The organism is Pseudogulbenkiania subflava DSM 22618 (assembly GCF_900177275.1).
Classification (GTDB): domain Bacteria; phylum Pseudomonadota; class Gammaproteobacteria; order Burkholderiales; family Chromobacteriaceae; genus Pseudogulbenkiania; species Pseudogulbenkiania subflava.
In genome coordinates, this window is sequence record NZ_FXAG01000003.1 from 104273 (window position 1) to 123921 (window position 19649).

20 protein-coding genes are annotated in these 19649 nt (G+C 66.0%); 8 read left to right on the top strand and 12 right to left on the bottom strand.

What is annotated here, in order from left to right:
• Position 1: 1 nt before the first annotated feature.
• The 5 genes from B9N72_RS03645 to B9N72_RS03665 form a co-directional block, all read right to left on the bottom strand.
• Positions 2-2149 carry a type I secretion system permease/ATPase gene (locus tag B9N72_RS03645; RefSeq protein ID WP_085275081.1) on the bottom strand — a complete coding sequence of 716 codons (2148 nt, stop codon included), beginning with the start codon at positions 2147-2149 and terminating at the stop codon, positions 2-4.
• A gap of 408 nt (positions 2150-2557) precedes the next feature.
• Positions 2558-3868 (bottom strand): ATP-binding protein, encoded by a 1311-nt coding sequence (locus B9N72_RS03650; RefSeq protein WP_234985872.1) that lies wholly within the window; start codon positions 3866-3868, stop codon positions 2558-2560.
• Positions 3868-4527, bottom strand: a complete 660-nt coding sequence (locus B9N72_RS03655; protein WP_085275082.1) for a response regulator — start codon at positions 4525-4527, stop codon at positions 3868-3870. The genes B9N72_RS03650 and B9N72_RS03655 overlap by 1 nt, the downstream gene beginning before the upstream one ends.
• A 36-nt stretch (positions 4528-4563) precedes the next feature.
• The gene (locus B9N72_RS03660) at positions 4564-5118 is read right to left on the bottom strand and encodes a cytochrome b/b6 domain-containing protein (protein WP_085275083.1); all 555 of its coding nucleotides are present in this window, start codon (positions 5116-5118) and stop codon (positions 4564-4566) included.
• A 62-nt stretch (positions 5119-5180) separates the two neighbouring features.
• Positions 5181-5450, bottom strand: a complete 270-nt coding sequence (locus tag B9N72_RS03665; RefSeq protein WP_085275084.1) for a PepSY domain-containing protein — start codon at positions 5448-5450, stop codon at positions 5181-5183.
• A 198-nt stretch (positions 5451-5648) separates the two neighbouring features.
• Between B9N72_RS03665 and B9N72_RS03670 the strand changes: the two genes are divergently transcribed.
• A complete protein-coding gene (locus B9N72_RS03670; protein ID WP_085275085.1) occupies positions 5649-6497 on the top strand; it encodes a UDP-2,3-diacylglucosamine diphosphatase in 849 nt (282 codons plus the stop codon).
• Positions 6485-7528: a glycosyltransferase family 4 protein gene (locus tag B9N72_RS03675; RefSeq protein ID WP_085275086.1), complete on the top strand. Its 1044-nt coding sequence runs from the start codon at positions 6485-6487 to the stop codon at positions 7526-7528. Before B9N72_RS03670 ends, B9N72_RS03675 begins: the two co-directional genes overlap by 13 nt.
• A gap of 76 nt (positions 7529-7604) precedes the next feature.
• Here B9N72_RS03675 and B9N72_RS20600 read toward each other — a convergent pair whose 3' ends face one another.
• Entirely contained in the window at positions 7605-7832 is a 228-nt protein-coding gene (locus B9N72_RS20600) for a hypothetical protein (protein ID WP_143477740.1), read from the bottom strand.
• A 394-nt stretch (positions 7833-8226) separates the two neighbouring features.
• Here B9N72_RS20600 and B9N72_RS03680 point away from each other — a divergent pair, with 394 nt between their 5' ends.
• Positions 8227-8535: a hypothetical protein gene (locus tag B9N72_RS03680; RefSeq protein ID WP_085275087.1), complete on the top strand. Its 309-nt coding sequence runs from the start codon at positions 8227-8229 to the stop codon at positions 8533-8535.
• Positions 8536-8544: 9 nt separating this feature from the next.
• Here the strand turns inward: B9N72_RS03680 and B9N72_RS03685 are convergent, their stop codons facing one another.
• From B9N72_RS03685 to B9N72_RS03695, 3 genes are all read right to left on the bottom strand, one after another.
• Positions 8545-9426 (bottom strand): pirin family protein, encoded by an 882-nt coding sequence (locus B9N72_RS03685; RefSeq protein ID WP_085275088.1) that lies wholly within the window; start codon positions 9424-9426, stop codon positions 8545-8547.
• 203 nt (positions 9427-9629) lie between these two features.
• Entirely contained in the window at positions 9630-10487 is an 858-nt protein-coding gene (locus tag B9N72_RS03690; protein ID WP_085275089.1) for a pirin family protein, read from the bottom strand.
• Positions 10488-10514: 27 nt separating this feature from the next.
• Positions 10515-10883 carry a DoxX family protein gene (locus tag B9N72_RS03695; protein ID WP_085275090.1) on the bottom strand — a complete coding sequence of 123 codons (369 nt, stop codon included), beginning with the start codon at positions 10881-10883 and terminating at the stop codon, positions 10515-10517.
• A gap of 120 nt (positions 10884-11003) precedes the next feature.
• Here B9N72_RS03695 and B9N72_RS03700 point away from each other — a divergent pair, with 120 nt between their 5' ends.
• Positions 11004-11948, top strand: coding sequence for a LysR family transcriptional regulator (locus B9N72_RS03700; RefSeq protein WP_085275091.1), 945 nt, complete (start codon positions 11004-11006; stop codon positions 11946-11948).
• Between the two features lie 175 nt (positions 11949-12123).
• Positions 12124-12903 carry a ferredoxin--NADP reductase gene (locus tag B9N72_RS03705; protein ID WP_085275092.1) on the top strand — a complete coding sequence of 260 codons (780 nt, stop codon included), beginning with the start codon at positions 12124-12126 and terminating at the stop codon, positions 12901-12903.
• Between the two features lie 600 nt (positions 12904-13503).
• Here B9N72_RS03705 and fusA read toward each other — a convergent pair.
• The gene (gene fusA, locus B9N72_RS03710) at positions 13504-15549 is read right to left on the bottom strand and encodes an elongation factor G (protein ID WP_085275093.1); all 2046 of its coding nucleotides are present in this window, start codon (positions 15547-15549) and stop codon (positions 13504-13506) included.
• Between the two features lie 316 nt (positions 15550-15865).
• On the opposite strand from fusA, the gene B9N72_RS03715 reads away from it, so the two are divergent.
• The 3 genes from B9N72_RS03715 to B9N72_RS03725 all read left to right on the top strand — a co-directional run bounded on the left by B9N72_RS03715 (position 15866) and on the right by B9N72_RS03725 (position 17469).
• Positions 15866-16555, top strand: a complete 690-nt coding sequence (locus B9N72_RS03715) for a helix-turn-helix transcriptional regulator (protein WP_085275094.1) — start codon at positions 15866-15868, stop codon at positions 16553-16555.
• Positions 16556-16672: 117 nt separating this feature from the next.
• On the top strand, positions 16673-17044 hold the full coding sequence (locus B9N72_RS03720) for a VOC family protein (protein WP_085275095.1): 372 nt from the start codon (positions 16673-16675) through the stop codon (positions 17042-17044).
• Complete coding sequence (locus B9N72_RS03725) at positions 17041-17469, top strand: EVE domain-containing protein (RefSeq protein WP_085275096.1); 429 nt, start codon at positions 17041-17043, stop codon at positions 17467-17469. Before B9N72_RS03720 ends, B9N72_RS03725 begins: the two co-directional genes overlap by 4 nt.
• A 50-nt stretch (positions 17470-17519) precedes the next feature.
• Here the strand turns inward: B9N72_RS03725 and B9N72_RS03730 are convergent, their stop codons facing one another.
• On the bottom strand, positions 17520-18359 hold the full coding sequence (locus B9N72_RS03730) for an isocitrate lyase/PEP mutase family protein (RefSeq protein WP_085275097.1): 840 nt from the start codon (positions 18357-18359) through the stop codon (positions 17520-17522).
• A gap of 433 nt (positions 18360-18792) precedes the next feature.
• Positions 18793-19566 (bottom strand): exodeoxyribonuclease III, encoded by a 774-nt coding sequence (gene xth, locus B9N72_RS03735; RefSeq protein WP_085275098.1) that lies wholly within the window; start codon positions 19564-19566, stop codon positions 18793-18795.
• Positions 19567-19649: the final 83 nt, after the last annotated feature.

A 19649-nucleotide genomic window follows, 5' to 3' on the forward strand; every position in this document is an offset into this window, starting at 1 on the left:
CTTATCCTTGCTGCAGGCTGTGCAGGTGGGCGTAGTAGCCGCCCTTGCGCTGTATGAGTTCGTCGTGCCGGCCGCTTTCGACGATGCGCCCCTTGTCCATGGCGATGATGCGGTGGGCGCCGCGCACGGTGGACAAGCGGTGGGCGATGATCAGCACGGTGCGGCCCTGGCAGATGGCGTGCATGTTCTGCATCACGGCGCGTTCCGATTCGTAGTCGAGCGCGCTGGTGGCTTCGTCGAAGATCAGGATGCGCGGGTTGGTGACCAGAGCGCGGGCAATGGCGATGCGCTGGCGCTGCCCGCCGGACAGGCTGGCGCCGTGCTCGCCGACCACGGTGTCGTAGCCTTCGGCCAGTTCCATGATGAAGTCGTGGGCGCCGGCCAGCTTGGCGGCTTGGATGACACGTTCCAGCGGCATGCCGGGGTCCGTCAGCGCGATGTTGTCGCGGATGCTCTGGTTGAACAGCAGATTCTCTTGCAGCACCACGCCGATCTGGCGGCGTAGCCAGGCGGGGTCGGCCAGCGCCAGGTCGTTGCCGTCGACCAGCACCCGGCCGCGTTCGGGTACGTAGAGCCGCTGCACCAGCTTGGTCAGCGTGCTCTTGCCGGAGCCGGAGCGGCCGACGATGCCGACCACTTCGCCGGGGCGGATGTCGAGGCTGAGGTTCCGGAGGATTTCCGGGCCATCCGAGCGGTAGCGGAACACCACATCGTCAAAGCTGATGCGCCCTTGGATCGGCGGCAGCGCCGCCCGGCTGGCGGGAAGTTCGGTGCGGGTGTTGAGGATGTCGCCGAGCCGTTCGACCGAGATGCCAACCTGCTGGAAATCTTGCCACAGTTGGGCGAGGCGGATCACCGGCGCGGCAACCTGCCCTGCCAGCATGTTGAACGCCACCAGTTGGCCGACCGACAGCTCGCCGCCGATCACCAGCCGCGCCCCCAGCCAGAGGGTGGCGACGGTGACCAGCTTCTGGATCAGTTGCACGCCATGCTGGCCGATATTGGCCAGCCGAGTGACGCGGAAGCCCGCCGCAACATAGGCGGCCAGTTGCTGGTCCCAGCGCCGAGTCAGGTGCGGTTCCACCGCCATGGCCTTGACGGTGCCGATACCGCCGACCGCTTCGACCAGAAAGGATTGGTTGTCGGCCCCACGGGCGAACTTCTCGTCCAGCCGCTTGCGCAGCATCGGCGTCAGCGAGGCCGACCACAGCGCGTAGCACGGCAGCGAGACCAGCACGATCAGCGTCAGCCAGCCGCTGTAATAGGCCATCACAGCCAGGAACACCACCGAGAACAGCAGGTCCAGCACGCTGGTCAGTGCTTGGCCGGTGAGGAAGTTGCGGATGTTCTCCAGCTCGCGCACCCGCGCCACGGTGTCACCGACGCGGCGGGCTTCGTAATAGGCCAGCGGCAACGCCAGCAGATGGCGGAACAACCGCGCCCCCAATTCCACGTCGATGCGGTTGGTGGTGTGCGAGAACACGTAGTTGCGCAATGCCGAGAGCGTAATGTCGAACAAGGATACGACCAACAGGCCGGCGGCGATCACGTCGAGCGTGGTGAAGCCACGATGGACCAGCACCTTGTCCATCACCACCTGGAAGAACAGCGGCGTGATCAGCGCGAACAGCTGCAGCACGAGCGATACGCCGAGCACTTCGAGCAGCAGCCGGCGGTATTTGACGACGGCGGGGATGAACCAAGTGAAATCGAAGCGGGCCAGCGCGCCGGCCACCGAGGCACGCGAGGCGACGACCAGCAGCCGGCCATCGTAACGCGCGGCGAACTCGGCTTGGGACAGCACCACAGGCCGGCCCGCCTTGAGGTCGTGGATCAGCAGCTTGTCGCCATCGCTACGGGCAACGATGAAGTGCTCGCCGGTGGGCGACAGCGCCAATGCAGGCAGGGCCGCCAGCGCGATGCGCTCTGCCGCTTGCCGGACGATTCTGGCCTTGAGTTCCAGCGACCTGGCGGCGAGCAGCAGATCGGTTTCGCTGAACGGCTCGGCATGGCGGCCAAACTGATGGGACAGCTGCGCCGGGTTGGCGGCAACGCCGTGGAACTGGGCAAGCAGCACCAAGCCGAGCAGGCCGTGGTCAGCAATGGTGTTATCGGGTGCTGATTCGGACGGAGGAGGAGAAACAGGCATCAAGCGGCAGTACAAGTAATGAGCAATGCCACATTTTTAACAACTTCCACCCGTCATTCAATATGACATTGGCAATAATATACTTATTATCATAATATGTTGTTTTCACAACTATTTCTGATAGGTGAAACTACGTATTAGTCTTGACACCAATAAACTTTTCATTCCATTGGAATGATATGATTGAGTATACCATCGCCCCCCATGTCATGATCCCCTTACAGAAGCATGCCCATCAGGATGGCGGCAAGGAGAATATGGCAGGAAAAGAAAAGGGCCCATGCAAAACATGGGCCCAAACACTTGGAGCGGGGTGGCGAACCCCGAGTACCGACAGCTTAGTACGCGCTGGCGAGGCGGGGAATGCGACCGATTGCCGCAGCCGCTCGCAACAGCTCGGCCGCAGCCTCAGGCACGCACCAGGCGCGCGACCAGCCCGCCTTCGGGATGGTTTTCCAGCTGCAGCGCCAGGCCATGCAATTCCGCCACGCGCTCGACGATGGAGAGCCCGAGACCGCTGCCAGGCTGGCTCTGCCCCGGCGGGCGGAAGAAGCGCTCGCGCACCCGCTCCAGCCATTCGGCGGAAATGCCCGGCCCGGTGTCGCGCACCGCGACGTGGTCGGCGGCCAGCACCAGCGTCACCGTGGCGCCGTCCGGCGAGTAGCGGATGGCGTTGTCGAGCAGGTTGCGCAGCAGCAGCCCGACCAGGGTTTCGTCGCCGGAAAGCGGCAGCACCTCGGCGTCGGGGACGCTCTGCTGCAGCTCGACACCAATGCCGTGCTCCGCGGCGACACGCCGGGCCTCCTCCAGCGCCCGCGCGGCGATCGCCTGCCAGCGCAGCGGGGCGAGGTGGGCCGGGGTCTGCAGCGGGTCGAGCCGCGACAGCGCCAGCAGTTGCTCGGTCAGCCGCGTGGCGCGGTCGATGCCGAGCGTGAGCTGCCCCAGGGCGTGCTGCCGCGCCTGGGTGGTGGTGCTCAACTGCGCCACCTCGGCCTGGACCCGCAACGCCGCCAGCGGGGTGCGCAATTCGTGCGCGGCGTCGGCGGTGAAACGGCGCTCGCGCGACAGCATCTCGGCGCCGCGCGCGATCAGCCCGTTCATGCCGTCGATCAGCGGCGTCAGTTCCGAGGGTACCGCGCGCGACAGCGGGGTCGGGTCGTCCGGGGTGCGGTGCTGCAGTTCCTCGCGCACCCTTTCCAGCGGCGCCAGCCCCCGCGCCACGCTGCGCCACAGCAGGATCAGCAATACCGGCACCATCAAGAGCCAGGGCAGCCATTGCGCCGCGAGCAGGCCGCGCACCACCTCCCAGCGCTCCTTGCGCTCCATCGCCACGGCCACGGTGCGGGCGTTGGCGCTGAGGTAATAGACGCGCCACTGCTTGCCTTCGGCCTCCAGCGTGAGGAAACCCGAAAAACCGGGGTGCGGGCTCAAGTTCAGCCCCTCGCCGTCGTGCAGCATCAGTTCGCCGTGCGCATCCCACAGCGCAAGCGCCATGCCGTCCACGGCATCGGAGCCTGGCCCTGGCGGCGCCACCGGCCGGGCGATAGCCGGGGTGGAATACAGCAGTTGGCGGGCGAACAGCCGCTGCTGGTTGTCATACAGTTCGTTGACCTCGTGCCAGGCGGCGTAGCCGGACAGGCCGGTGGCCACCAGCCACACCAGCGGTACCACCAGCATGATCATGCGCATCAACCTGCCACGCAGGCTCGGTACCGCCATCAGCTTCCTCCGAGGGTATAACCGATACCGCGCACGGTCTTGATGAAGGCCGTGCCCAGCTTCTTGCGCAGGTGGTGCACGTGCACTTCGACAGCGTTGCTGTCCAGCTCCTGCCCCCAGCCGTACAGCTTCTCCTCGATCAGTTCACGGGTCAGCACCCGGCCCTTGCTCACCAACAGCAATTCCAGTAGCGCCAGCTCGCGCGCGGTCAGCTCCAGCGGCTGGCCGGACAACGTCGCGCGCCGCGCCACCGGGTCGAAGCTGAGCGCGCCGTGCTGGTAGAGCGGCCCGCTCTGGCCGTGACGACGGCGGATCAGCGCGCGCAGCCGCGCCGCCACCTCGGCCAGCGCGAACGGCTTGACCAGGTAGTCGTCGGCACCGGCGTCGAGCCCCTTGAGCCGTTCCGGCAGCGCGTCGCGCGCGGTCAGGATCAGCACCGGTTCGCTGCGCCCGGCGCGGCGCCAGGCGGCCAGCACCTCCATGCCGTCGAGGCCGGGCAGGCCCAGGTCGAGGATCACGGCGTCGAAGGGGGCGCCGGAGAGCGCCGCCAGCCCCGACTTGCCGTCGCGGAACCAGTCCACCACGAAGCCCAGCTGGCCGAGCCCGGCCTTGAGGCCGTCGGCGATCATGTCGTCGTCTTCAATCAGCAGAATGCGCATGGCGAGTTCCGTCGCAAGAGGGGTCCATGAAGCACGTTAGCGTGCACTGTCGCGCACCGGGCGCACCTTGATCCCGGTCACCATGGCGCGCACCAGGTTGACGCGGGAGAGCCGGCTCATCAGCAGCGCCGCCAGCACGTGCAGGCCGACGCACGCGGCCAGCGTGTTGGCCAGCGCCTCGTGCAGGTTCTCCAGCCACTCCTCGCCCCAGTAGGCGTCGGTGCCCATCAGGTAGCCGGTCACGCCGAGCGCCAGCACCAGCGCCATCAACGCCAGCATCATCAACGCGCCCAACGGGTTGTGGCCGGGGTGGTGGTGGTCCCGTCCCTGGCGCAGCAGGCGCCAGTGTTCGGCCAACCTTGACGGGGTCGGGAAGAAGTCGGAAAAGCGCGCGTGGCGGCTGCCGATGAAGCCCCACACGATGCGCGCCAGCACCAGCGCGGCGGCGGCATAGCCGACCCAGCGGTGCGGCGGATCGCCCTCCTCCAGCAGCAAAAGATTGACCAGGATGCACCCGGCCAGGGCCCAGTGGAAAAAGCGCACGAAACGATCCCATACCCTGATGGTTTCGTACTGTACGGTGTGGTTCATGCTCGGCTCCCCGCAAACAAAAAGGCCGCAGGCGCGGCCGGGGTGTGATCCGTCCTGCGGACTCAATCCTGGATTTCGCTCTTCACCGGCTTGCCGGAGACGGTATCGTAGTAGATTTCCACTTTCTTGCCGTCCTTGTTCTTGCCGTAGAGCTCGTAGCAGTTGCCGTCCACCTTGAATTTCTTGATCTGGTAGCCCTCTTTCCCCAGCTTCTGCTTGAAATCGGCTTCCTTGATCCACTGCTCCTTGGGGTGCTGCTCGCACTTGGCGGCGGCAAAGGCGGCAGGCGCGGCGACGGCGGCGATCAGGGCGGTCAGAACCAGTTTTTTCATGACAGTTTCCTCGAGTTGACGGTGGGGGGTAACGACGTGATGGCAGCCATTTAATCCACCGCAACTTAACCGCACATTAATCGCGGCCATTATCCCGCCACTGTGGCGCGGCTGTCACATAGCCGTCACCGGACGCTCACCGCGGCGTCATGTTGGCGCGGCACCATCGAGCTGTCATCCGGACCGGGATACCGCCATATGTCGCCCACACTCCAGCAAACCGCCCCCCGCCGCTACCGCGCCATCTGGATTTCGGACGTGCACCTCGGCACCTCCGGCTGCCGCGCCGAACACCTGCTCGATTTCCTGCGCCACCACGACGCCGATTACCTCTACCTGGTCGGCGACATCGTCGACGGCTGGCAGCTGCGCAAATCCTGGTACTGGAAGCAAAGCCACAACGACGTGGTGCAGAAGATCCTGCGCAAGGCGCGCAAGGGTACCCGCGTGGTATACGTGCCGGGCAACCACGACGAGGCGGCACGCCAGTACGGCGGGCTCGACTTCGGCGGCATCGCCATCCGCCAGGAAGCCGAGCACCACACCGCCGACGGCAGGCGCCTCTTGATCATTCACGGCGACGAGTTCGACGGCGTGATCCAGTACGCCAAGTGGCTGGCCTATCTCGGCGACAACCTGTACACGCTGATTTTGCAGCTCAACCGCGGCTACAACTGGGTGCGCAGCCAGCTCGGCCTGCCCTACTGGTCGCTGTCGCAATACCTCAAGCACAAGGTCAAGAACGCGGTGAACTTCATCAGCGACTTCGAACAGCTGCTGGCCGGCGAGGCGCGGCGGCGCGGCTTCGACGGCGTGGTGTGCGGCCACATCCACAAGGCCGAGGTGAAGGACATCGACGGCGTGCTGTACGGCAACAGCGGCGACTGGGTGGAGAGCCTGTCGGCGCTGGTGGAGCACCCCGACGGCCGGCTCGAAGTGGTGTACTGGACCCAGCTGCTCGGCAAGCCCGCCCAGGCCGCCCACAGCGCCGAACCCGCGGCTTCGGCCAACCTTGAACCCGCCCCGGAGGCCACATGCGCATCCTGATCGTCACCGACGCCTGGCAGCCCCAGATCAACGGCGTGGTCCGCACGCTGACCGAGACCGTGCGCGAACTGCAAGGCTTCGGCCACGACGTGGAAATGATCACGCCGCTCGAGTTCCGCACCCTGCCCTGCCCGACCTACCCCGACATCCGCCTGTCGCTGCGCCCCTACCGCGGCGTCGCCGCGCGCATCGCCGGGTTCGCCCCGCACGCCATCCACATCGCCACTGAAGGCCCGCTCGGGCTGGCGGCACGGCGCTACTGCCTGCGCCACGGCCTGGCCTTCACCACCGCCTACCACACCCGCTTCCCCGAATACATCCAGGCACGCAGCCGGCTGCCGCTGGGCATCAGCTACGCCTGGATGCGCCGCTTCCACAACGCCGCGCGCGCCGTGATGGTGCCGACCCCGTCGATCGCCGCCGACCTCACTGCGCGCGGTTTCACCAACGTGGTGCTGTGGAGCCGCGGCGTCGACACCGCGCTGTTCACCCCGGGCGAGCGCGACCGGCTCGACGAATCGGCCCCACCGCGCTTCGTCTACATCGGCCGGGTGGCGGTGGAAAAGAACATCGAAGCCTTCCTCAAGCTCGACTTGCCGGGATCGAAATGGGTGGTGGGCGATGGCCCGCTGCTGCCGCGGCTGAAGAAGGACTACCCCGAGGTGTACTTCGCCGGGGTGTTCCCGCAGCACGAGTTGGCACGCTTCTACCGCGCCGGTGACGTGTTCGTGTTCCCCAGCCTCACCGACACCTTCGGTCTGGTACTGCTGGAAGCGATGGCGTGCGGCACCCCGGTGGCGGCCTACCCGGTGGCCGGGCCGCTCGACGTAGTCGGCAACAGCGGTGCCGGCGTACTCGACCGCGACTTGCGCCAGGCCTGCCTGCAGGCGCTGCAGATCGACCGCGCCCACGTGCGCCGGGTGGCGGAAGGCTACTCGTGGACGGCGGCGGCGCGCCAGTTCGAACGCCACCTGCACCCCAACCCCGAAGGCCTGGCTCAACTGCAGCAAGCGCTTAGCGAAAGCCGTTAAAAGAACTTGCCCCAGCCGTAACGAGAGCTATAGTGAGTACAGGACATCACAAGGAGGGCAGCGGATGCGTCATCGGCTAGAAATCGGTTGCTTTGCCTTGTTTCATCGCGCCCTGCAAAAAGCGGGCAGTGCCGGTCGGCACTAAAATCGGACCGGCTTCATTCTGCCCAAGGGCGTTACCAGCATCGCTTCCCGGTGCAGGAACCCAGAAACAACCGGTTATGCCCAGGCGTTTAATCGAGAGAAAGAACAGACGACTTAATCCAGCAGTCGAGGAATGAGGTTGCCGGTAAAGCAGCCGCATTTCGGGATGCCCGCAAGGGTTTGTCGAAACCGCTTCCAATATAGCCAGTTGTTCCGTTTGGAAGCATGGTAGTGTTGACCGTTCTTTATCCCTTTATACCGTTTTGGCAGGTAGACCTCGCTCACACTCCCCCCTCAGTGCATGAGGGCTTGGGTGTGAGGCAGTTAAGGTGTGAAGTAGCAGTAACATCATCGTTGACTGTTCATTGTGTATCCACTGATCTTTACGTCGTAGCAGAGGGCGCACCCACAGGGGCGCCCTCTTCCGTTTTCTCCCGCCCCTCGCCCGGCCCCATCGCGCCCGCTTGACCCAGCGCAAGCTCCGCCCCCTTTTGTCTTGCCCTCACTCCAGCGCGCGCTAAGGTGGTAAAGAGACAAACCGAGCGGAGAACACCATGCGACAAAAACACGGGTTGAGCGGCCTTTGCGCCCTGCTGCTGGCAGCGTCGGTCGGGGCGCAGCCCTGGCAGGCCGGCCCCGACAACACCCCGGGCTGGAAGATGATGACGCCCGAGGAGCGCAGCGAGCACATCAAGACCATGCACTCCTTCACCTCGCTGGAGTCCTGTCAGGCCTACCTCAAGCAGCACCGCGACCAGATGCAGCAGCGCGCCAAAAGCCGCCACATGCGCAGCCTGGGTCGGATGCGGCACGACCCGTGCCAGCAGATGAAGGCGATGGGGCAGTTCAAACCCGCCCCCTGACCCCGGCGCTCAGCGCCAGCGCGCCGACGGCGGCAGCGGAATGAACTCGGTCTCGCCCGGCACCGCCGGGAAGCGGCCCTGCTCCCAGTCGTCGCGCGCGGCGATGATGGCCTCGCGGCGGCTGGAGACAAAATTCCAGTGCAGGTAGCGCGGGCCGTCGAGCGGCTCGCCGCCCAACAGCATCAACCGCGTCTCCTCGCCGGCCTGCAACTGCACCGTCACCCCCGGCTCCAGCACCGCCAGCTGGCCGGCCTTGACGCTGGTGCCGTCCAGCGTCAGCCCGCCGGACACCACGTACACCGCGCGCTCCTTGGCCACGGCGTCCAGCGACCACGCCGCCCCGGCGGCCAGCCGCACCGCTGCAAACAGCGTGCCGGAATAGCAGTGCACCGGCGAACGCAGACCGAACGCCTCGCCCATCAGCAGATGCAGCCAGACGCCGTCGGCCTCCTGCTGCGGCAGTTGCTGCTCCGGGTAGTGGCGGAATTCCGGCGCCATGTCCTCCAGCGCCTTGGGCAGCGCCAGCCACATCTGCATGCCCTCGACCGCCACGCCGCCGGCCCGGATATCCTCCGGCACCCGCTCGGAATGGACAATGCCGCGCCCGGCCGCCATCAGGTTGACCGCGCCCGGCTCGATGCGCTGCACGCTGCCCAGGCTGTCGCGATGCATCATCGCCCCTGAAAACAGATAGGTCACCGTGGCCAACCCGATATGCGGGTGCGGCCGCACGTCGCCGGCGGTAGTGACCGCGGCAAAACGCGCCGGGCCCATGTGGTCGAGAAACACGAACGGCCCGACCGCCTGCGTCACGGGGGCCGGCAGCAGGCGCTGTACCGGAAAGCCGATATCGGCGACGGCGGGGTCGATCAGGTAACGAATGGCACTCATGGCATTCTTCCTTCCGTAGTACGAATCAATAGCCTGTTCCAGCAGGCGGGCGAGCCAAAGCAGCTTGAGTGTCGCCCGCACACGGGAACCGGAATGGCCACGCAGGGCATGGGGATTCCTTAGCGCCGGGCGAATCGGCAAGGGAGATTCGCACGCGCTCCTGCCGACACTCAAGCGGCGAAGGTGCCGCCTGATGGGACAGGCTAAAAGCGGCCGTGGCGGAAATCGTCGATGGCGGCCTCGACTTCCTCGCGGCTGTTCATCACGAACGGCCCCCACTGCGCGATCGGCTCGTGCAGCGGATGGCCGGCCACCACCAGCAGGCGGGCGCCAGCGGCGCTGGAAAGCGCCACCCCCTCGCGTCCCGGATGGTTGTCGAGGATCGCCATCTGCCGCTCGTGCACCTCGCGGCCGTGGCCGCCGACACCGGCGGTACCCTGGTAGACGTAGACGAAGGCATTGTGGCCGTCCGCGATCGCCACCTCGTGCGTGCAGCCGGCAGGCAAGTGGATGTCGAGGTAGAGCGGCAGCGTCACCGGCCGCTCCACCGCCCCGGCCACGCCGTCGGCGGCACCGGCGATCACCTGCACCTCGGCGCCGCTGGCGGCGGTATAGCGCGGGATCGCGTCGGCCGGAATGTCGCGGTAACCCGGCGTGGTCATTTTCTGCTGCGACGGCAGGTTCAGCCACAGCTGGAAGCCGTGCATCAGGCCGTCCTCCTGCTCCGGCAGCTCGGAGTGCACGATGCCGCGCCCGGCGGTCATCCACTGCACCCCGCCCGAGGCCAGCACCCCTTCCCCGCCGCCGCTGTCACGGTGGCGCATGCGCCCGGCCAGCATGTAGGTCACCGTCTCGAAGCCGCGGTGCGGGTGGTCCGGGAAACCGGCGATGTAGTCGTCCGGATCGTCCGAACGGAACTCGTCCAGCATCAGGAAGGGGTCGAGGCGGCGCTGCAGATCCTGCGTCAGCACGCGCAGCAGCTTGACGCCGGCGCCATCGGACACCGCCATCCCCTGCACCAGCCGCTCGACGTCGCGGCTGGCAAACGTGGTGGAAATCATCGATCTATACCTCAAGCAATAACGGGATCAACGTGCCGGCTTGCCGGCGCCCAGCGCCCCCGGGAAAGCCAGCAACAGCAGGCCACCGGTGATCGACAGGTTCTTCATGAACATGATCATCTGGATCTGATCGGCAAAATGGGTGTGGAAGATCAGCGCCGACACCAGGGTGAAGCCGGCCAGGGCCAGGGCCACCCAGCGCGTGAACAAGCCGGCCACCAAGAGCAGGCCACCACCCAGCTCCACCAGGATCACCAGCGGCAGCAACGCCCCCGGCACCCCCATCGCCTGCATGTAACCCTGGGTTCCGGCGTAGCCGGTAATCTTGCCGAAGCCGGAAATGATGAAGAGCTGCGCCAGCAGCACGCGGGAGGCGATCAGAGCCAGTTTATCCATGACATTCTCCTGTGGGGGTCAAGCACGGAGACATTCCGTGTTGGTGTGCTGCATTATTGGCATGATTTTTTTGATTAAAAAGCGCAAAATTAAGCTCAGAAACATCCATTTTTTCGATATATGAATTTTCCCCGTACCTCGCTGGAACAATGGCGCGTGCTGCAGGCCATCGTCGAGCACGGCGGTTTCGCCCAGGCCGCCAGCGCGCTGAACCGCAGCCAGTCGGCCGTCAGCTACAACGTGGCGCGGCTGCAGGAACAGCTCGGCGTCAGCCTGCTGGAGGCGGAAGGGCGACGCATGAAGCTGACCGCCGCCGGCGCCGCCCTGCTGCGGGAGGCGACGCCGCTGATCGAGGCCGCGCTGCGCCTGGAGGCGCGGGCCCGTGCCCTGGACGCCGGCTGGGAGGCCGAGGTCCGGCTGGCGGTGGACAGCCTGTTTCCCACCGACGCCCTGCTGCGCGCCCTGGCCGGTTTCGCCGGCCACTGTTCCGACACCCGGCTGCAGGTGCACGAGGTGGTGATGTCCGGCGCCGACGACGCGCTCTACGCCGGCGCGGTGGAGCTCGCCATCGTCACCCGCGTTCCCAGCGGTTTCATGGGCGACTGGCTGATGGATGCCACCTTCGTCGCCGTGGCCGCCCCCGGGCATCCCCTCCTGGCGGCGGGGCACCGGCTGAGCGACGACGACCTGCGCCGTTACCCGCAGGTGGTGGTGCGCGACTCCGGCACGCGCCAGCCGCGCGACGAAGGGTGGCTCGGCGCCAGCCAGCGCTGGACCGTGAGCAGCCCGCACACCGCGCTCGACGTGGTCAGCGCCGGTCTGGCCTATGGCTGGCTGCCGGAACACCGCATCCGCCAGCCGCTCGCCCACGGCCTGCTGCGCCCGCTACCGCTGGCACAAGGGCAGCAGCGCAAGAGCTCGCTCTACCTGGTCAACGCCGCGGCCGAGGCGGCCGGGCCGGCCACGCGCTATCTTGCCGAGGGATTACGCCAGGCGGTGCAGCAGCACCTGCAACAACAACTACAACAGATTCCCTCCGCGCAACAAAACAGCGACATGGCATAAGCACCACGATTCGCCACTTTGTCGGCAATATCCCACCAGGAAATGGCAAAAATTCGTGGGAAAACTGACATATATCATTTTTCTATAAAAACATAAGATATCAGTACAAAACAGTTATAGCGCAAAGGTGTAGAATGCCGGTCATTCTTCTCTTCATGTTTTGACGGACTGGCACATGGCGACTCTGACTTCCGAAAAAGTCCTTAGCGTTCACCACTGGAACGACACCCTCTTCAGCTTCACCTGCACCCGCGATCCGGGCCTGCGCTTCATCAACGGTCAGTTCGTGATGATCGGCCTGGAAGTCAACGGCAAGCCGCTGATCCGTGCCTACTCCGTCGCCAGCGCCAACTGGGAAGAGCACCTCGAGTTCTACTCGATCAAGGTGCCGAACGGTCCGCTGACCTCGCGCCTGCAAGGCATCAAGCCGGGCGACAACGTGGTGATCTCCGGCAAGCCGACCGGCACCCTGGTGCAGGACAACCTGCTGCCGAACGCCAAGAACCTGTACCTGTTGTCCACCGGTACCGGTCTGGCACCGTTCATGTCCATCATCAAGGACCCGGAAGTCTACGACCGCTACGAAAAGATCGTGCTGATCCACGGCGTGCGCTGGGTGAGCGAGCTGGGCTACTACGACTACATCACCAAGGAACTGCCGGAGCACGAATACCTGGGCGAGCTGGTCAAAGAAAAGCTGATCTACTACCCGACCGTGACGCGCGAGCCGTTCCACAACCAGGGCCGCCTGACCGACCTGATCCTGAACGGCAAGCTCGCCGCCGACATCGGCCTGCCGCAGCTCAACCCGCAGACCGACCGCGCCCTGCTGTGCGGCAGCCCGGCGATGCTGGAAGACACCTGCAAGCTCCTCGACAACCTGGGCTTCAAGGAATCGCCGCGCATGGGCGAACCGGGCGACTACGCCATCGAGCGTGCCTTCGTCGAGAAGTAAGCCAGGGCTCTCGAAGCCTACCGATAAAAACAGCCCAGCCGACGCAAATCGGCTGGGCTGTTTTCTTGGTACGATTGAAGTTGTATGTTGCAAGGATCGAGCTTCACGGTGTTGTGTCCGCCAGGCGGACCCGGTTTGGGTGCCGCTTCCGCGCGGCAAACGGGCAGGGGCCTGTCGCGCCAGCCCCCTTACATCCCCGGCGCCCCTGCAGCCTCGCGAAATCCCGCTAAAAACCCACTTGCCAAGGCGCCGCCGAAACTCGCCGTTTGCTAAGGTCAAACGGCTCAAACAGCCGGCGGCTTAACACCTTGGCAAGCGGGCTTTTACCGGCGCGAATCTGACGGGGTTTGTCCGCTACCGATATTGCCGGTTTCTCCGATCATGCCGACACAACGCATAGCTTGTTCCATCTTGACGAGCACATCACCCTGCCTGCCCAGAGCTTGTGAAAGAAATCGTCCCACAGGGATTCCCTGCGGTCATCGCCGCGCCACCAGGCCGGTGAGACCCAAGGAAGATCGAATGACTCAGCCGTACAAATGATACGGCGAGCATCGCAGGGCCGGGATGGGGGTGCGCAGCCGATTTATTCACAAGCTCTCAATCCTCCTCCTGCTCCGCCTTATACCCCGCCGCCAGCCGCTGCTGCACCTCCTGCGGCACCGTGTCGTAGTGACTCAGTTCCAGGGAATAGGCCCCCTGCCCGGCCGTGATCGACTTGAGGCGGCCGGCGTAGCCTTCCAGCTCGGCCAGCGGCACCTGGCCGCGGATCAGCGTCAGCCCCTGCGCCAGCGGCTCGGTCCCGCCCACCTGGCCACGCCGGCCGGTGAGATCGCCCGCGAGATCGCCGAGCCGGGCCTCGGGCGCGGTAATCTCGATCGCCACGATCGGCTCCAGCACGATCGCGCCCGCCGCCCGCAGCGCCGCCAGCATCGCCCGCCGCCCGGCGGCCTGGAAGGCGACGTCCTTGGAGTCGACCGAGTGGCTCTTGCCGTCGTACACCGTGACCTTCACGTCCTCCACCGGGAAACCCGCCAGCGGCCCCGCGGCCAGCACCGAGCGCACGCCTTTTTCCACCGAGGGGATGAATTGCCCCGGGATGACGCCGCCCTTCACCGCGTCGACGAATTCGAAGCCGGTACCGCGCGGCAACGGCTCGACGCGCAGGAACACCTCGCCGAACTGGCCGGCACCGCCGCTCTGCTTCTTGTGCCGGTGGTGACCCTCGGCGGCGCGGGTGATGGTTTCGCGGTAGGGCACGCGCGGCGGCCGGGTCGCCACCTCCAGCTTGAAGCCGCCGGCCATGCGATCGAGCAGGTAGCGCAGGTGCAGCTCACCCATGGCGCGCAGCACCGTCTCGTGGGTGGCCGGGTGGTAATCGACCTTGACGCACGGGTCCTCCGCCACCAGGCGTTGCAGCACCTCGGCGATGCGCTGCTCGTCGCCGCGCCGCTTGGGCTCGATCGCCAGGCCCTGCATCGGCACCGGGAACGCCAGCGGCCTGAGATGGATGTGATCTTCGTCGTGCGAGTCGTGCAGCACCGCGTCGAACTCGATCTCGTCGACCTTGGCCACCGCGCCGAAGTCGCCGGGGATCAGCCGGTCGACCTCGTCGTAGCGCTTGCCCTGCAGGCGCAGCAGGTGGCCGACCTTGAACGGCTTGCGGCCGTCGCCGACGAACAACTGGGTATCGCGCGTCACCGTGCCCTGGTGCACGCGGAATATGCCGAGCTTGCCGACAAAGGGGTCCATCACCACCTTGAAGACGTGAGCGAGCACGTGGCGCGCCGGATCGGGCTCGGAATGGAAGGCCAGCGCCGCCTCGCCCTCGCCCTTGTAGAACAGCGGCGGGTTGCCCTCGGTGGGATTCGGGGCCAGCCGCGCCAGCACATCGAGCAGCTCGGCCACGCCGGCCCCGGTCCTGGCCGAGACAAAGCAGAGCGGGATCAGGTGCCCCTCGCGCAGCGTGCGCTCCAGCGGCGCGTGCAGTTCTTCCGGGGTGACCTCGCCCTGCTCCAGGTAGCGCGCCATCAGTTCCTCGTCGACCTCGACCACCTGGTCGACCAGCGCCTGGTGCGCCTCGGCCACCGACGAGAAATCGGCCGCGCCGGCCGGGCTGAAGAAACAGTCGACCACGCGGCGGGCTCCCTCGGCGGGCAGGTTGAGCGGCAGCACCTCCCTGCCGAAGGCCTCGCGCAGTTGGGTCAGCAGGGCCGGCAGGTCGACGCGCTCGGCGTCGATCTTGTTGACCACCAGCATGCGGCACAGGCCACGCTCCTCGGCCCACGCCATCATGCGGCGCGTGGTGAGCTCGATACCGTTTTGCGCGTTGACCACCACCAGCGCCGTCTCCACCGCCGCCAGCGCCGGAATCGCCTGGCCGATGAAATCCGGGAAGCCGGGGGTGTCGAGCAGGCGGATCTCGGCCCCTCCGTGCTGGAAATGCACCAGCGCCGAACTCAGCGAGTGACGGTAGTCGCGCTCCAGCGGATCGAAATCGCACACCGTGTCCCCCCGTTCCACCGTCCCCGCCACAGTGATCGCGCCACTCTGGTACAGCAGCGCTTCGGCCAACGTCGTCTTGCCACTATCGCCATGCCCGACCAGGGCGACCGTGCGGATGGCTTCGACCGGGTAATTCGACATGTTCGTCTCCTCGCATACGAATGCTCGAAGTATAGACATGTCATGGGGCGGTGCAGGTGGCGGAGGGGGCGGCAAGGACAAGGGAGCGACCGGGTCCGGTATCGGGGTTAGCGAAGCCGTCTTCATGGTGACAGCCCCGCAAGTGACGTTACGTTTGACCGTCGCCATGCTGATCGATAGCGATAAATCTCCTGGACGTGATGCGTCCGAAATCGGCAGGCGTGCGACGGTGCAACGCCCGATGGGAACCGAACACCACACTACTTCCTGCCAATCCATGGCAGCATGGAGGGATTCACCATCCAGGGCTCTCATCGTGTCCCGTGCCGAACGCCTGCTGCAACTGATGCAAGTCTTGCGCCGCCACCGCTATCCGGTCAGTGGCGCCTCCCTCGCCGCCGAACTCGGCATCAGCCTGCGCACGCTGTATCGGGACATCGCCTCGCTACAGGCACAAGGCGCATGCATCGAGGGCGAGCCGGGGGTCGGCTACGTGCTGCGCCCCGGCTTCCTGCTGCCACCGCTGATGTTTTCCGAAGAAGAGATCGAAGCCCTGGTGCTGGGCTCGCGCTGGGTGGCGAAGCAGGCCGATACCCCGCTGGGCGAGGCGGCGCGCAACGTGATCGCCAAGATCGCTGCCGTGCTGCCGCCCGAGCTGCGTCACGAACTCGACACGTCGGCGCTGCTGGTAGGACCGGCCGAACCCGCACCGGCCGGCGAGGTGGATTTGGCCGCCATCCGCCTGGCCATCCGCAGCGAACGCAAGCTGGAAATCCGCTACCGCGACCTCCAGGGCCAGGAGTCGGCACGGATCGTCTGGCCTTTCGCACTCGGCTTCTTCGAACGCGTCCGCGTCGTCGCCGCCTGGTGCGAGCTGCGCGGGGCCATCCGGCATTTCCGCACGGACCGGATCGTGAGTCTGGAGGTGTCGGAGACGCGCTATCCCCGCCGCCGCCAGGCACTGCTGAAAGAATGGCGCCAGAGCGAAGGCATCGCCCCGTCCTAGCAGATTCACTACTGACAGAATCTGTCAGGGGTGGCGTCTACGATTCGTTGCAACAGACCCTTGCCGTGCGAATGGTTCGCCGGCGACGGCCTTGTCGCAGACCTTCGGAGAACCGCCATGATGCACCCCAACTTTGTGATCCTGTACGTCGATAACCCCGCCGTGAGCGCCGCGTTCTACGCCGAATTGTTCGACCGTCAGCCCGTCGAAGCCTCCCCCACATTCGCGCTGTTCGCCTTCGAATCCGGAGCCAAGTTCGGGCTGTGGTCGAAACACACCGTGGAGCCCACCGCCAGCACCGGCGGCGGCGGCACCGAGCTGGCCTTCTCGGTGAGCGGCGACGAGGCCGTCGATGCCTGCCATGCCGAGTGGAGCGGCCGTGGACTCGAGATTCGGCAAGCACCGGTCCGGATGGACTTCGGCTATACCTTCGTCGCCCTCGATCCCGACGGGCACCGGCTGCGCGTGTTCGCCCCGAGCGCATCATGAGCCGGAACTGGATCGCCGTCGCCTCGGCCGAGCATGTTCGCCATGGCCGCGCCGAGGGCTTCATGCAGGTGTGCCACGGCAAGGCCGCACCGTTGCGCCGCCTGCGCCCTGGAGATCGGGTGGTCTACTATTCGCCCACCGAACGCTTCGGCGGCAGCGCCCCGCTCAGGACGTTCACGGCGATCGGCACGGTGCGGGACGGCGGGCCTTACCAGGTGGACATGGGCGACGGCTTCCTGCCGTTCCGGCGCGATGTCCGCTGGTTGGACGCGCACGAGACGGCGATCGCCCCGCTGCTCGGGCTGCTGGCGCTGACCGCGGGGAAGAGCAACTGGGGCTACCCGTTCCGCTTCGGTCTCGTCGAGATCGCCGAGCCCGATCTGCGGCTTATTGCGACGGCGATGGGGGCGATGTTGCCGGAGTGAATCTCAGGGTGGGCGAGCGCGGCATGCCCACCCTGCTTGTGTTGACAGGGTCAGATGGGCGGGAACGAGGCGAAGAACCGGCACAGCTCCCCATCCGGGATTTGTCGATCCGCAAACGAGAAGCTTCCCTGCTCCTTCATCTCGACCGCCGCCTGCCGGATCAGGCCATACGTCGCTCGCGCCAGACTGCCGCCGATGGTGATTCTCCTGACACCCAACGCCGCCAACTGGCTGACGGAGAGCGTGGAACCGGACAAACCCATGACGACGGTAAGCGGACCGTCGATTGCCTTCACCAAGGCCGCGATCACGTTCGGATCGGAGACGCCGGGCACGAACAGACAGTCGGCTCCCGCTTCGCGGTAGCGGTTGGCGCGCTCCACCGCCGCGGCGAAGGGATTGCCGACCCCCGCCAGATAACAATCGGTCCGTGCCGTCAGCGTAAAGGGCAGGCCCGAAGCATCGGCCGCTTCACGGGCGGCCCGGATGCGCACGGCGGCTAGGGCGAGGTCGAACAGCGGCGCGCTCGGCTCGCCGGTAAAGTCCTCGATGTTCCCGCCAACGGCACCGGCGGCGATAGCCTGTCGGATGGTCTCACCAACCTGTTCCGGCTTGGCGCCGTAGCCGGCCTCGAGATCGGCGCTGACGGGAAGGTCGACGGCCGCGGCGATCTGGCCGACGCGTTCCAGCATCGCCTCCCGGCTGACCGCCCCTTCGTAGTCGGGCAGTCCCAGGGAAAACGCGATGCCGGCGCTGGTGGTGGCGATGGCGGGAAACCCGAGCGATGAAAGCAGGCGCGCACTGCCGGCATCCCAGGCGTTCGGCATCAGGAAGGTGCCGCTGCGGTGATGCAGCTCCTTAAAAAGCCGGGCCTTGTGGCGTTGATCCATGGGGCTTCTCCTCAGCGGGCGTCAGCCCGAACACGGTTGGGACAGGGCAAGAGGCGCATGCGGATAGTGCGGATGACGCGCTCTTCCCTGCGTCGCAGCATGCCACAGCACACTTCATGACAAAAGAATCCGGTGCAGTCTATCGACGAGAACAGACGCCACGTCAGGGTGCTTCAGAAACACCAAACGGCCCAGGCGGGCCGTTTCGGGTCTCGACGTTGGCCGAAGCCTCAGAACCTGTTCACGATCTGTCGCGAGCAGCCCTCAGCGGGGTGAAGAGCAGCGCAGGAACCGGAATGTACTGCAGTACATGAGGATTCCTGATCGCTGAGCGAATCACTGCGTGCCAATCTTCGATTGGCTCAGCGATAGATTCGCACGCAGAGCACATGAGCCCCGATCAGGGAGGCGCAGCAAGATCGGGAACAGGTTCTCACTCCGCCAGCGTCAGCACCACCGGGGTATGGTCGGACGGGCGTTCCCACTTGCGCGGGGCCTTGTCGATGACGCACTCGGTGGCGCGCGCCTTGAGCGCGTCGCTGATCAGGATGTGGTCGATGCGCAGGCCGAGGTTGCGGCGGAACATCATGGCGCGGTAATCCCACCAGCTGTACTGCTTCTCGTCCTGGTTGAACAGGCGGAACGAGTCGGTCAGGCCGAGGCCGATGAGGCGGCGGAAGGCATCGCGCTCGGGTACCGAGCACAGCACCTTGTCCTTCCACGCCTCCGGGTCGTACACGTCGCGGTCGTCCGGCGCGATGTTGTAGTCGCCGAGCAGGGCCAGCGCGGGGTGGCGCGCCAGCTCGTCGGCCACGTAGCGTTCCAGCTCGGCGAGCCAGGCCAGCTTGTACGGGTACTTGGGCGAATCGACCGCCTCGCCGTTGACGAAATAGGCGCAGATCACGCGCACGCCGCCGACGGTGGCAGCGATGACGCGACGCTGCTCGTCGTCGTAGCCAGGAATGCCCGGCACCACGTCGTCCAGGCTGTGGCCGTCGCGCACCAGGATGGCGACGCCGTTGTAGGTCTTCTGGCCCAGCCAGGCGGCGCGGTAGCCGGCGGCCTCGATGTCGGCCAGCGGGAAGGCGTCCTGGTCCATCTTCAGTTCCTGCAGGCACAGCACGTCGACCGGGGTCTCGGCCAGCCATTGCAGCACCTGCGGCAGGCGCACTTTGAGCGAGTTGACGTTCCAGGTGGCTAAACGCATCGGCAAGGTGTTCTCCAGTCAATCATCGGGAGGCCAAAGGTAACCGCTCGTGCGGGCTTCGGCCAACCTTTTTTGGCACGGCC